Origin of the sequence: Lacrimispora sp. (assembly GCF_046972725.1) — a bacterium.
In the GTDB taxonomy this organism is placed as follows: Bacteria; Bacillota; Clostridia; order Lachnospirales; family Lachnospiraceae; genus Lacrimispora.
The window spans coordinates 1,122,512-1,135,292 of sequence record NZ_JBKVXF010000001.1; the positions used below are offsets into that span (position 1 = coordinate 1,122,512).

A 12,781-nucleotide genomic window follows, 5' to 3' on the forward strand; every position below is an offset into this window, starting at 1 on the left:
TAATCTAAAATAGAGAACAGTTTGTATAAAAAAGAGTCATCCCCCGGCAACAGCCCCGGGAAGATGACTCTTTTTAAAATTTACACTCTGTAGGTGATTTTCCATAATATTTTTTAAATACCGTACTGAAATACTGAGGATTGTTTCCAAATCCGGTTTGTTCGGCAATTTCATAGATAGCAGCATCTCTGCTGGTGTGCAGCAAAAGCCAGGCTTTCTCCATTCTTTTTATGGTAAGGAATGTAGAAAATTTGTAGCCTGTCTCTTTCAAAAAAAGCTTGGATAAATAGCTTCCGCTAATGAATAGAATGTTATCCGCTATCAGCTTTAATGACAGTTCCGGCTGATCCATATTCATATCAACATAGGACAGAACCTGCCGGATGGTCTTGGAATACCGCTCCGGATGCAGCAGAAGATTGGACTGAATCTCCGGGAAAAACTCCATACGGATCCGTAAAAGCGAATTAAGCAGTTCCTCTTCTTTTATGGGCTTTAGAATATAGTCCGCTGCCCCATAACGCAAGGCCTTCTGCGTATAGGCAAAATCATCATATCCGGAAAGAATCAAAAATTTGGCCTGACATTCCGCTTGTCTGGCATGCTTTATAAGCTCCAGCCCATCCATCTGCGGCATCTTAATATCAGTCACCACCAGATCCACCGGATTCCGGCTCAAATATGTAAGCGCGCTGATACCATTTTCTTTCACCGCCACAATCTCAAAACAATTGGAGGACCAGTCGATGCAGCCCTGTAGCCCGCTTCTTACAATTGCCTCATCATCTACAATCATCACTTTGATCAGTTTCATAACAATCCAGCGCCTCCCTTTTGATTCGAAAACTGATGACAGCGCCTCCTGACGGACCGTTGACCACAGACAGCCCGTACTCCCTGCCGTATAAGTTCTTTAAGCGTTCATTTAAGTTGGTCAGCCCGATTCCACTTCCTTCTGCTTTTATTGTCCCCAGTCTCAGCTTGTCTAAAATGTCGGGATCCAATCCGGTTCCGTTATCAGAGACCGTACAGAGCAGGTCTTCCTCCTCCTCCGCTACAGTCACCAGAATGGTACATACTCCAGACATTCTCTCCAGCGCATAATGAACAGAATTCTCCACAAGGGGCTGAAGACTGAAGGCAGGAATTTTTACTTCCATGAAATGTTCCTCTGCATCGATCTGCACGTTTAGCCTCTGTCCGAATCTTGCTCTTTGTATGGTTAAATATCCTCTCATATATTCAAGCTCCTGTTCCAGGGGAATCAAGGATTCCCTGCTGTTTATGGAAATGCGGAGAATATCTCCCAATGCCTTTACTACCGAAGGAATCTGGCGGTAAGTCTGGTCACTTGCCAGCCAGCGTATGGTATCAAGGGTATTGTAAAGGAAATGTGGATTTAATTTGGAACGAAGCGCGGAAAGCTGTGCATTTTGCAGATAGATTTTCTGTTCATAGTTTTCATGGATCAGCTCGCTCAGTTCACAGATCATCTTAGAAAACTCTTCCTCCAGCCGTCCGATCTCATCATCCCTTTTCTTCTTTTTTATCTCCAGCGTCTCCAGGGCCTTTACCGGATCCTTGTCTTTCCGAATAGAAGCTATCTTCTCGGAAAGTGTGACCACAGGCTTTACCAATGTTACGGAGACAGAAGATGCGATCCCCCCAATCCCCACCAGAACCGCCAGAAGAAGAACGGAATAGAGGACAGCCATATTCTGAATACCGGAAAACAGCTGGTTATAATCGGAGATGTTATAATACCTCCAATTCAGCTTGTCTGATTTTATGGACGTAATGAAATACTTTTTTCCAGCCAACCGGACGATTTTGTATTTATCATTGATGCAGGGAATCTTTTTGAGAAATTCCTCCCGTTCTTCCTTGTTTATGCTGGAAAAGACCACTCCTCCATTCTCTTCCAGAATAAAAAGACCGTTTAAATCCGTCATGTATGAGGCAGCCAGCATCTCCGGGTTTATCATATAGATCACTGTCCCGCAGTATTCCATGGTCAGGTTCTGCTTCTCCTGAACAGACCTGGCAATGACAACTTCCTTTCGCTGCTCTCCCTTTACACCGTACCGGATATCAATCACCCTATAAACCAGACCTCCCTTTCTCTCCCTCGCCTCTTCTGAAATCTGGTGAAGTATCTCTTTTGATACCTCCACCCGGGAGCTTCCGTATCCGCTGTACTGATTGTTATTCCTGTCGATAAAATATCCAGTATCCGCTTGATAGATTCTGGAAAGATAGGTATCAAGTTCTTTTAATATCTTTATAACACTGCCAGCCTTTAAGCCTCTGGCACTTCTTCTTTCCGCCATCACAGAGGGCAGATCATCCACCTCTCCCCGACTCAATTGTTCCTCTGCCGCATCATACCTGTTACTCGCCTCAAGAAACCGGGACATCAGCTGCTGAGTTTTGCTCCCCGTAATAAACTGATAGGTGGAATTCTCATATCCCAAAAGTATTTCCTCAATTCCTGCCATTGAATTATTGAGCAGGTCCGTCTTTGTCTCATATACATAGTCGGAATAGGAATCCTGTACCTTTTTCATAATTAAAATACTGACCAGAAAAGAAGCCCCTATGGACAGCACGATCAGAAGCAAAATCTTTTTTGTTATGGAACCCCCAATTTTTTTTATATAACCATTCATGCTTTCCCCCGTTATCCCCATAATAAATTTATAGTAACACAGAAGACCATTAGAATTCAACCGGGCATAATGATTTCAAACAGCAAAAAAGCGCAGCAAAAACGCTGCGCTTCTTTATTCATATCGTAAAGCATCAATAGGATCTGCACTTGCAGCCTTTGACGCAGGATAAATCCCAAAAAATACGCCTACCAGAGCAGAAAAGCCTACCGCTACCATGATGACCACTGGCTTAATTACCACATGCATGCCAAGCAATGTGCCTCCCAGCAATACAAGCCCTGCTCCTGCTGCAATTCCGAGAATTCCTCCAAATGCAGAAAGAATGGCTGATTCCGTCAGAAACTGAATTAACACATCCGTTGTTTTTGCTCCAAGTGCCTTTCGGATTCCAATTTCCCTGGTCCGTTCCGTAACGGATACCAGCATAATATTCATAATTCCGATTCCTCCCACCAGCAGGGAGATGGCTGCGATTCCACCTACAGCAGCCGATAATCCGCCCATAACGGTATCCACACTTTTCATCTCGGAAGCCGCCGAGTAAAAGGTAATGTCCTCTTTGCTCCGGTTCTTTGTTTTGGCCACATAAGACGTGAACCTTGCAGCAAAGGCGTCCATATCCGTTCCTTCTTTTGCATACAGGCGAACGGAGTAAATATTGTCATTGGGCCATGTCAGCAGTGTATAGGGAAGATAACCGGCCTTTGTTTTGCTGGTTCCCATCATCATTGCCTCAATAGGGGTCTGGTCCAGACGGTACACGCCTACCACATTATAATAACCGGTCTCTCCATAGATGGTGGTGCGGAAGGATTTTCCTACTGCATTTTCCGTACCAAATAAATCTCTGGCTCCCTCCGCTTCCAGGACCACATTATTCTTTCTTGCTTTTATATCGCTTTCGTTTAAATTACGCCCGTAAATAATATCGATCTTATTGACATCGGGATAATTGGCGTCTATTCCTTCAAAATTATATTTTACCTTGGTGCGTCCGTAAATGGCCTCTGTGCCGTAACTGGCATTGCTGTCAATATAAACGATATCTTCCGGAAACACTTCTTTGATCCGGCCAATTTCATCAAGATTGAAGTAATCCCCTGATCTCATATCATCTCCATCCTGGGGCCAGACGTAAACATAGGCCAGAGTCATTCCCACGTTCTTATAAAGGTCTGACACCATAAAACGCATGGTATCACCAATAGATACAATGGCAATGACAGCACCGATGCCGATGATAATACCAAGCATGGTTAAAAAGGACCGCATCTTGTTGGCTTTAATTGCCTGAACAGCCATACTCATATTTTCAAATAACATGATGCTTCCTCCTATTCATAGCGCAGCGCTTCAATGGGGTCTGCTTTGGCGGCCTTTGATGCCGGATAAAGACCAAAGAAAATTCCCACCAGAGCGGAAAAACCAACTGCCAGTATCACCACGGCCGGATTGACCACCACCGTCATTTTTAATAGAATGCCTCCGATTTTGACAAGAGAAATTCCCAGAATAATTCCGATGATGCCGCCGCTGGCAGACATGAATGCCGATTCCGTCAAAAACTGGATCATAATGTCTCTCGTTCTCGCTCCCAGAGCCTTTCGGATTCCGATCTCTCTGGTCCGTTCCGTAACAGAAACCATCATGATATTCATGATCCCGATTCCTCCTACCAAAAGGGAAATGGCGGCAATTCCACCTACGGCAGCCGACATGGCCCCCAGCTGGGTATCAACACTGCCCATCTGCTCCACAACAGACATGGCCCTGATCTCAGATTCCGGCCTGTTTTTCAGCTTTGCAACGTATTTCGCCATATCCATCATGAGCTGTTTCATGTTCACTCCGTCCCGGGCATAAAAATTCACATTCTGGAAGGTATCATTTGTTTTGACCAGTACCGTATCGGGAATAAAACCTGCCTGCCTCTGACCGTTTCCCAGCATCATGGCTACCATCGGAGAAATGTCTTTGTGGTAAACTCCGACCACCTTATATTCCTGAGTCACCTTTTTAACAGTCATCCGGAATGTCCGCCCCACACAGTCTGCGGTTCCAAATAGCTGAATGGCGCCTTTGTCCTCCAGCACTACATGATTGGAAGCGCCTTTTACATCCGCTTCATTTAAGAACCGTCCGTAAACGATATTTACAGGCTGCACGTCCGTATAGTTATAATCCACACCCTGAAACTGGTACATGACTTTCCGGCGTCCATTGACTGCTTCTGCTTCTACGCTTGAATCACTGTCAATATATTCGATCCGGTCCTTATAGATTTCTTTGATCCGTTCCATTTCAGCTCTGGTAAAATTGTCAGATTCACGAAAATCATCTACTTCCCAGGATACCATAACGCTGCCCCGGTTAAAGCCTACATCTTTATAGGCATCTGTAAATAAGTTTCTCATGCTGTCGCCTACGGCAGCAATGGCAATCACCGCACCGATTCCTATGATAATCCCAAGCATGGTCAGAAAGGACCTCATTTTATTGGCTTTTATGGCATGAAGAGCCATACTCATATTTTCAATCAGCATGGCGCCCTTCTTTCTGCATTGCAGCGGCTTCCTCCGGTGTCAGGTTTTGAGGGACATTGGGGGTGTCACTTACCAGTTTCCCATCGCGAAACCGAATGATCCGTTCCGTAAATGCTGCAATATCTTCTTCATGAGTTACTAAAACCACCGTTGCGCCCTCCTTATGAAGCTGGGAAAACAATTCCATGATTTCCACGGAGGAAGCCGTATCTAAGTTTCCCGTAGGCTCATCGGCAAGTATGAGGGGCGGCTCATTGGCCAGCGCCCTTGCAATCGCCACTCTCTGCCTCTGCCCTCCGGAAAGCTCATTGGGCATGTGTTCATACCGGGTTCCAAGGCCCACTCGATCAAGCAGCTCCAGTGCCCGCTTTTCCCTTGCTTTTTTTGAAATACGGGCGTAGGTCATGGGCAGTTCCACATTCTTAAGCGCCGATGTCCGGGATATTAAGTTAAAGGACTGGAAAACAAATCCGATCTTCCGGTTCCGGATGGCTGACAGATCATCCGGCAAAAGATTTGCCGTGTCAATGCCATCCAGATAATAATGTCCCATGGTGGGACGGTCCAGACAGCCCAAAATGTTCATAAGCGTTGACTTACCCGAACCGGACTGCCCCATAATTGCGACAAATTCCCCCCGTTTGATCGTTAGATTTATCCGCTTTAACCCCAGTACCTTAATGGATCCGGTATCATACACCTTTACCATATCCACCAGTTTTATCAAATCTTCTTTGACATTTTCCGTTACATAGGACGGAAGCTTTTCTTTCTTTTTCCACATGCTGCCTCCCCCTTTACTGAGCGGACGGAGCAATCACCACCGCCATTCCATCCCTTAACAGATCAGAAGGAGTATCGATCACCTGCATCCCTTCTTTCAGGGCACCTTCTTCTACCGGTATGATTTCTGTTTCAATGTCACTTTCCACTCCTGTCGTTACAGGAATCATCTTCACCTTATTCTCCTCCACCGCTGCAATGGCCATGGTTCCGTCAGGCTTCTGGATCACGGTAGAAAACGGAACGACCCATACGTTTTCTGCCTTGTTAAGTTCGATCCTGGCCTTTGCCGTAATTCCGGCGATCAGGCGGCTGTTCTGGTCGATGATCCTTATGGTGGTAGGAATGACACGTTCTGTAGAACCGCTGCCTTTTTCTTCACCAGTAGGAGAGATGGAAGTGACTTCTCCTTTTACGGTTTCTCCGTTTAAGATGTCAGCACTGATTTCCACCGGCTGGCCGATCGCCACCTTTCCGATCGAGTATTCGCTGACATTGATCTTCATCTCCAGTACATCCAGATTGTTGATAATGAACATGGGTTTGTCATCATCGGTCTTATCGGCAAAACGTCCGACTTTGCAGTTTACACGGACAACCGTTCCGGCAATCGGGCTAGTAACCTTTGTATTCGTAAGTGCCTCTTTTTTCTGTTCCACTTCAAATGCCTCTTTTTCGATCTGAAGGGCATAGGATTCATTGGCAACAGGTCTTCCATCTTTTAGTGTGTATGTACTCATCTGACGCTTCGCATCATCCATGGCATTGGATGCCGTCTCTAATTCTACCTGGGAAGCACTTCCGGCCTGAAACAGAGTCAGAGTCCGGTTATAATTTGCTTTTGCTGTCTCGTAATCCTGCTTTGCCTTGGCATATCCGTTTTCTGCCTCGAGCTGTTTATCCTGATAAGTGCTGACCGCTGATTCATAGGCATTCTGAGCGATATCCAGTTCTTTTTTCACATCTTTATCATCTAAGACAGCCAGTACCTGGCCTTTTTCCACACGGTCCCCTTCCTTCACGGGAAGTTCCAGTATTTCCGCGTGAAGATTGGAAACTACCTCCACACTATCTGTTCCCTGAACCGGTCCGCTGACCGAAAGTTCCTCTACCACTTCTCCCTTTTTCAGAGGGGATACCGTAACCATCATAGCTCCACCACCTCCTCCTGATACTTTAAAAACAAGGAAGAGTCCAAAGAAAGCTGCCACTCCAATGGTAATGATCTTTCTTTTTTTGCTCCATTTTTTTCTTGCCTTCTTTTTTTTATTTCCGCTGCTTTCCTCTTTCATCAGATTCTGCAGTTCCTGGTCAAATACTTCATCGGGCATTGGTTCTGCCAGTGCTTCCGCTTCCAGCATTCCGTGGCTTTCTTTGCCTTTTCGCTCAAATATATTCATTTCTTTTTCCCTCCTGGTTAATGCGACCGCTTTTTTTAATTATAACGGGTGAACACAAGAAATTTAAGTATGAATTTCTTATAATTTTCTAAATTTTTATATTTTTTAAACTAAGCCGAAAAAAACACCCTCTCTTTTATAATTCCAAAGAAGGTTCCGACCATTATAACTTAAATATAGAAATAACATTGCGGTCCAATTCTTTGGATTTCAGCTGAATGAGCAGTTCCTCCACCGCTGATGCGGTTGCGATCAGGCACAGCCCTTCCGCAGTAAGTTCCGGTCCTGCAGCCATATGAAATATAGGATAACAGAATAGTAAAAAGCCGGTAGCTTTATTGGCATAAGTATGCAAAAAGGCCAATGTACGGTACTTTATAAAAGCAACAGCCAGAGCACTTATCCGGATAACCATAATCAACAGGATCCAGTAAAGAATATGACTCTTTACATTAAGATAAGGATATAACAAATACAGCACGATTACAACCATGAAAAAATCTCCAACGCTGTCCAATACTTCCCCCAGCTCACTGCTTAACTGATATTTCCTTGCAAAAAAGCCATCCAGTCCATCACTGATTCCGCAGATCAGATACAGCATAAAAAAAACAGGGGAAAAAGGCTGCGTCAGCAGAAGCAGAAAGGAGAACACGATTCTTATAACAGATAATATATTTGGTATATTCTTATTCATAAGCACCTCTTTGAGAAAATACAGCAAAATAAAAAGCTTCCTAATCTATTATATCGTCTGATAGCAGATATAGGAAGCTTTATATTCATATGAAATTTTATATCATCCAGAAATTATCATTGCATACAATACTCCGATAGACTTCAAATCTTGACCACTTATTCACAAACGCTACCCTGCTTTCCTTCTCAATATGGTTATATTCATTTAAGAAGTTATTGAAATCGGCTTTGGATTTTACATCCAGGGCAAATCCTCTTTCATCCAGTATGGGCAGACCGGCATATTCATAATCCTTCAAATCAATAATATCCGCAATCTCTGCATTCCTAATAAGGATTGCAGCTTTGTCTTCCACTACAATGATATCAAAGTAATCCGGATAATTGAAGCTGTCTCCTTTTGTGGGAACGGGGTCGCCCACATGAAATGTTTTGTCTTTTGTTTTTATTTTTGATAAAAATGCATTTTCAATATTAAAATAGAATTCCTCGAAAATATACCCTCCTGCCCGAATGGAACCTTTTTCAAAATAAGGCTTCTCATTCTGGGTATCCACCTGTTCAACCACACCGCAGGCAGAAGTCATATGGCTGACCCGGTCGATCATGATCAGTTCTCCAAGGGTCTTATGCTTTTTAAATTCATCCGTCACTATCTTCTCTGCAAATTCGATCTCACATAGAATGATCTCATTTTTAGCCACCTTATTGGTATGGAGATGTTCACCGGAGTTCACATCGATCTTATACACGATCCGGTTAATAATGGCAGGGATCATTTTGGTTCCCAGTTTTACAAGATAATCCTTTCCTGCACTTAAGGGCTCATCATCCATCCACAGTATGGTAGCCTGAATGTTTTTTCCAACCGGAAGTGTTTTGTTGTCCGTCAGGACGCAGCCCCGGCTCACATCCATTTCCCGGTCAAGCTGGAGAGTGACCGCCTGGCCTGCGGCTGCCTCGGTCCGGTCCTTATCCCCAACCAGGATCCGTACTACCGTAGCGCTCTCATTGCCCGGAAGAGAATACAATTTCTGACCGATCGTTACGCTTCCTGACTCGATCTGTCCCTGAAAGCCTCTGAAAACATGACTTGGGCGGCATACTCTCTGTACCGGCATATAAAAATCCGTGCACTCGTTACATTCTGAAACATCTACAGTTTCTAAATGTGTCATTAGAATCTCTTCCTTGTACCAATTCATATGTTCGGACTTTTTTGTTACATTGTCACCTTCCGTAGCGCTGACAGGAATGATTTTAATGTTCTTTAGGGATAATTCCTCTGCCAGCTCCAGAATATCTTTCTTTATTTCCAGGAACCTCTCTTCTTTATAATCCACCAGATCCATTTTATTCACTGCAAAAACAAAATGATTGATCCCCATTAAGGAACAGATCCTTGAGTGGCGTCTTGTCTGGACCAGAACGCCCTGTGTGGCATCCACTAATATAATTGCCAGCTGGGCAAAAGACGCTCCAACGGCCATATTTCTTGTATATTCTTCATGTCCGGGGGTATCAGCCACGATAAAGCTTCTTTTGTCCGTTGTAAAATAGCGGTAAGCCACATCAATGGTAATCCCCTGTTCCCTTTCTGCCATAAGACCGTCTAAAAGAAGGGAGTAATCAATCGCTCCGCCCCGTGATCCTACCTTGCTGTCAAGCAGCAGAGCCTTTTCCTGATCTGCGTATAGCAGCTTGGAATCATAAAGAATATGTCCGATCAGTGTTGATTTTCCGTCGTCTACACTGCCGCAAGTGATAAATTTAAGCAATCCATTCATTAGAAATACCCTTCTCTCTTTCTCTTTTCCATACTGGCCGCACCGCCGTCCTTGTCAATGACACGGCTGGTCCTTTCTGATTCAACAGAACTTAAAGTTTCTTCTATGATTTCATCCAAAGTGGACGCTTCGGATAAGATACCACCGGACAGAGGATAACAGCCCAGGGTTCGGAAGCGGACTTTCTTCATTTCCGGGATCTCACCCGGTTTCAGCTTCATCCGGTCATCATCTACCATGATAATATTGCCGTCCCGGTATACAACTGGTCTTTCTGCCGCAAAGTAGAGGGGAACGATTGGAATATTTTCCTGCTTTATGTACTGCCAGATATCCTTTTCTGTCCAGTTGGAAATTGGAAAGACACGGATGCTCTCTCCTTTGTTTATTTCAGTATTATATAATTTCCACATCTCAGGTCTCTGATTTTTCGGGTCCCAGGCATGAGACGCATTCCGGAATGAAAAAATCCGTTCCTTTGCACGGCTTTTTTCCTCATCGCGCCTTCCGCCGCCAAAAGCAGCCGTAAATCCATATTTATTAAGTGCCTGCTTTAAGGCCTGTGTTTTCATAATATCCGTATAGGAGGAGCCATGATCAAACGGATTGATTCCCTTTGCCACTCCCTCTTCGTTTATGTACTCAATCATTTCAATTCCAAGCTCTTTTGCCGTTCTGTCCCGGAATTCAATCATCTCCTTAAACTTCCATGTGGTATTTACATGAAGAAAAGGAAAAGGAGGCTTCTCCGGATAAAATGCCTTCATTGCCAGATGCAGCATAACCGAACTGTCCTTGCCAATGGAATAAAGCATGACCGGATTCTCGCATTGTGCCGCTACCTCCCTTATAATATATATTGCTTCTGCTTCTAACTCATCCAGATGGGATAATCCACTCATAATCATTTCTCCTAATATTTGTTTGAATCTTTGCTGTCTACATCAATGGTCGTTACTGTTCCGTCATTTCTTTTTATGTTCCAGTGAAGAATATCACCTTCATATAAGACATTCATGGTGCTCCCATTGCCGCCGATATCTGCTCCCAGGTAAAAATCAATGGCTGAAAATCTGCATTCCTTTACACAAGATACACAGCCCCAGCAGTCCTTTGGGTATTTGATGTATGCCTTTTTTTCCTTCTCTTCAATCAGACTGCCCGGGCAGACATTGATGCACTTCAAACAGCCTACACATTTTTTCGGATCAATCCTTATGCTCATATTCTGTCTCCTTAACAATGTCTCTTTCGATCATCTTCAATGCTCCGTCTACAAGCCTGGAATTGACATATTTGAAGTAATTACGGTCAGTATCCGGGTAATCCAGGTTCTCATTAAAGGAATGCCATCTGGTTTCCTTCCGGTGACGCAGATGGGCGATCACCGATTTGCATACGGTCAGCCGTTCCCTAAGCTCATAAACAAACATAAGCTCATGCATATCCCCTGCCTTTAAATCTTTCGCAAGGTCCATAATCTGGTTTATTTTTTCATCTGCTAAAGAAAGCTGCTTTTCATTAAACTGGTAAAGAACAGAGATTCCTCCTGCGTACTCATCCATCACCTTCTGCATGGCTTCCTCAAGCTCCTCAGCAGAAAATGCAGAATGATCCCGGTTTAAGATTTCCTCGTATTCAAGAATCTTGGAATCTATAAATCCAGTGTTTACCGATAGGTCCGTATTCTTATGCAGTCTGCTTATAATGTCAAGAGCTGCGATCTCCCCTTCTGCAAGGGCACCGGTCACATATTTCTGGGGACAGCCGCCGGCTACATCACCTGCTGCATACAGGCCTTTAATAGTTGTCTCTCTTTTTGTATTCACCCAATAACCGCTTGCCGTATGGCCTCCCACAATATAGGGTTCGGTTCCTGTGATCTCCACATCCTGCTCACTTGGATTTTTTCCGCTCTCCAGCCATTTTAAGGTCTGGCTGGGCGCCATATTCAAATAGGCTTTTAACAGTTCTTCATCCTTTTCTTTTCCCATAACACTGGTCTGTAAATAACAGGGACCGTTTCCCAACTGGTTTTCCCTGACCGTACCGTATACCCGTTCGCTGGTGGTAATACCGTACTTATCTTCATAGACCTGGCCGTGGGAATTGACCTGCTTTGCTCCCACTCCCTGGGCGATGGTGCCGGTGGGGGCGATGGTATCCTTACATCTTAAAGCAATAAAGCGCATCTCAAAGGTGGTCATTTCCGCACCTGCCAGAATCCCCATGGCATATCCGGCCCCTGTGTTAAATGGGGGATACCACATTTTATGACGGGAAAATCCCGGATTATTGGGCTTATAAAGTCCGGCAGCTCCTCCCGTTGCCACGATCACCGCCCGGGCTCTGATTTCATAGACACGTTCCTCTGCGATGCTAAAACCAATGGCTCCTTTGATCTGGTTCTCCTCCACCAGTAAATCTGTAATATTTACCCGGTTCAACACAGTTACATTGGAAGCTTCCTCTACGGCTTTTGCCAGCAAAGGCTTAAAGTTCTCTCCATTGATTTTTATGTTGCGGTTTCCTCTTGCAGCATAATTCCCCTGCTCATCTTTTAAAATGACAAGACCAAGCCGCTCCATCTTTTCTGTTACAGAATTAAAACGTTCTGCTGCCGTAAGCAGAAGATCCTTTCGGACGATGCCTGCTGCATCTTTTGTTGCGTAATCCACATAGTCCTGGGGCGTTCTGCCTTTCACGATATAAGCGTTGATGGCATTGACCCCTGCCGCAAGACAACCGCTTCTTTTTATATTTGCCTTTTCTGCTATCACAACGGAAAAGTCTGAATTCTCACTTAAGGTAAGAGCCGCAAAACATCCGGCAGTCCCTCCGCCTATAATAAGAACATCCGTTGTAATGACGGTATGACCCAGTTTTCTATACATTTT

The 12,781-nt window shown here is 44.4% G+C and carries 11 protein-coding genes; all 11 read right to left on the bottom strand.

The genetic code is table 11. The features are described from left to right. Nucleotides 1–73: 73 nt before the first annotated feature. Complete coding sequence (locus ACLTWA_RS05470) at nt 74–814, bottom strand: response regulator transcription factor (RefSeq protein WP_412326565.1); 741 nt, start codon at nt 812–814, stop codon at nt 74–76. Further along, nucleotides 783–2,669 carry a sensor histidine kinase gene (locus ACLTWA_RS05475; RefSeq protein WP_412326567.1) on the bottom strand — a complete coding sequence of 629 codons (1,887 nt, stop codon included), beginning with the start codon at nt 2,667–2,669 and terminating at the stop codon, nt 783–785. Before ACLTWA_RS05475 ends, ACLTWA_RS05470 begins: the two co-directional genes overlap by 32 nt. Nucleotides 2,670–2,783: 114 nt before the next feature. After that, nucleotides 2,784–3,995 carry an ABC transporter permease gene (locus ACLTWA_RS05480; protein WP_412326568.1) on the bottom strand — a complete coding sequence of 404 codons (1,212 nt, stop codon included), beginning with the start codon at nt 3,993–3,995 and terminating at the stop codon, nt 2,784–2,786. Nucleotides 3,996–4,006: 11 nt separating this feature from the next. Then, nucleotides 4,007–5,215, bottom strand: a complete 1,209-nt coding sequence (locus ACLTWA_RS05485; RefSeq protein ID WP_412326569.1) for an ABC transporter permease — start codon at nt 5,213–5,215, stop codon at nt 4,007–4,009. After that, entirely contained in the window at nt 5,205–5,999 is a 795-nt protein-coding gene (locus tag ACLTWA_RS05490; protein WP_412326570.1) for an ABC transporter ATP-binding protein, read from the bottom strand. The genes ACLTWA_RS05485 and ACLTWA_RS05490 overlap by 11 nt, the downstream gene beginning before the upstream one ends. A gap of 13 nt (nt 6,000–6,012) precedes the next feature. Further along, nucleotides 6,013–7,398 carry an efflux RND transporter periplasmic adaptor subunit gene (locus tag ACLTWA_RS05495; RefSeq protein ID WP_412326571.1) on the bottom strand — a complete coding sequence of 462 codons (1,386 nt, stop codon included), beginning with the start codon at nt 7,396–7,398 and terminating at the stop codon, nt 6,013–6,015. Nucleotides 7,399–7,561: 163 nt separating this feature from the next. Further along, on the bottom strand, nt 7,562–8,095 hold the full coding sequence (locus ACLTWA_RS05500; RefSeq protein ID WP_412326572.1) for a CDP-alcohol phosphatidyltransferase family protein: 534 nt from the start codon (nt 8,093–8,095) through the stop codon (nt 7,562–7,564). 97 nt (nt 8,096–8,192) lie between these two features. Continuing rightward, the gene (locus tag ACLTWA_RS05505) at nt 8,193–9,884 is read right to left on the bottom strand and encodes a sulfate adenylyltransferase subunit 1 (RefSeq protein ID WP_412326573.1); all 1,692 of its coding nucleotides are present in this window, start codon (nt 9,882–9,884) and stop codon (nt 8,193–8,195) included. Then, nucleotides 9,884–10,786, bottom strand: a complete 903-nt coding sequence (gene cysD, locus ACLTWA_RS05510) for a sulfate adenylyltransferase subunit CysD (protein ID WP_412326575.1) — start codon at nt 10,784–10,786, stop codon at nt 9,884–9,886. The genes ACLTWA_RS05505 and cysD overlap by 1 nt, the downstream gene beginning before the upstream one ends. A gap of 11 nt (nt 10,787–10,797) precedes the next feature. Further along, nucleotides 10,798–11,109 carry an indolepyruvate ferredoxin oxidoreductase subunit alpha gene (locus ACLTWA_RS05515; protein ID WP_412326577.1) on the bottom strand — a complete coding sequence of 104 codons (312 nt, stop codon included), beginning with the start codon at nt 11,107–11,109 and terminating at the stop codon, nt 10,798–10,800. Continuing rightward, nucleotides 11,093–12,778 carry an adenylyl-sulfate reductase subunit alpha gene (locus ACLTWA_RS05520; protein ID WP_412326578.1) on the bottom strand — a complete coding sequence of 562 codons (1,686 nt, stop codon included), beginning with the start codon at nt 12,776–12,778 and terminating at the stop codon, nt 11,093–11,095. Before ACLTWA_RS05520 ends, ACLTWA_RS05515 begins: the two co-directional genes overlap by 17 nt. Nucleotides 12,779–12,781 lie beyond the last annotated feature (3 nt).

Excerpts from the sequence above, each read along its gene's own strand:
- ACLTWA_RS05520 (WP_412326578.1), bottom strand. The coding sequence starts at position 12,778 with ATGTATAGAAAACTGGGTCATACCGTCATTACAACGGATGTTCTTATT.
- cysD (WP_412326575.1), bottom strand. The coding sequence starts at position 10,786 with ATGAGTGGATTATCCCATCTGGATGAGTTAGAAGCAGAAGCAATATAT.
- ACLTWA_RS05485 (WP_412326569.1), bottom strand. The coding sequence starts at position 5,215 with ATGCTGATTGAAAATATGAGTATGGCTCTTCATGCCATAAAAGCCAAT.
- ACLTWA_RS05475 (WP_412326567.1), bottom strand. The coding sequence starts at position 2,669 with ATGAATGGTTATATAAAAAAAATTGGGGGTTCCATAACAAAAAAGATT.
- ACLTWA_RS05505 (WP_412326573.1), bottom strand. The coding sequence starts at position 9,884 with ATGAATGGATTGCTTAAATTTATCACTTGCGGCAGTGTAGACGACGGA.
- ACLTWA_RS05490 (WP_412326570.1), bottom strand. The coding sequence starts at position 5,999 with ATGTGGAAAAAGAAAGAAAAGCTTCCGTCCTATGTAACGGAAAATGTC.
- ACLTWA_RS05500 (WP_412326572.1), bottom strand. The coding sequence starts at position 8,095 with ATGAATAAGAATATACCAAATATATTATCTGTTATAAGAATCGTGTTC.
- ACLTWA_RS05495 (WP_412326571.1), bottom strand. The coding sequence starts at position 7,398 with ATGAATATATTTGAGCGAAAAGGCAAAGAAAGCCACGGAATGCTGGAA.
- ACLTWA_RS05480 (WP_412326568.1), bottom strand. The coding sequence starts at position 3,995 with ATGTTATTTGAAAATATGAGTATGGCTGTTCAGGCAATTAAAGCCAAC.
- ACLTWA_RS05470 (WP_412326565.1), bottom strand. The coding sequence starts at position 814 with ATGAAACTGATCAAAGTGATGATTGTAGATGATGAGGCAATTGTAAGA.
- ACLTWA_RS05515 (WP_412326577.1), bottom strand. The coding sequence starts at position 11,109 with ATGAGCATAAGGATTGATCCGAAAAAATGTGTAGGCTGTTTGAAGTGC.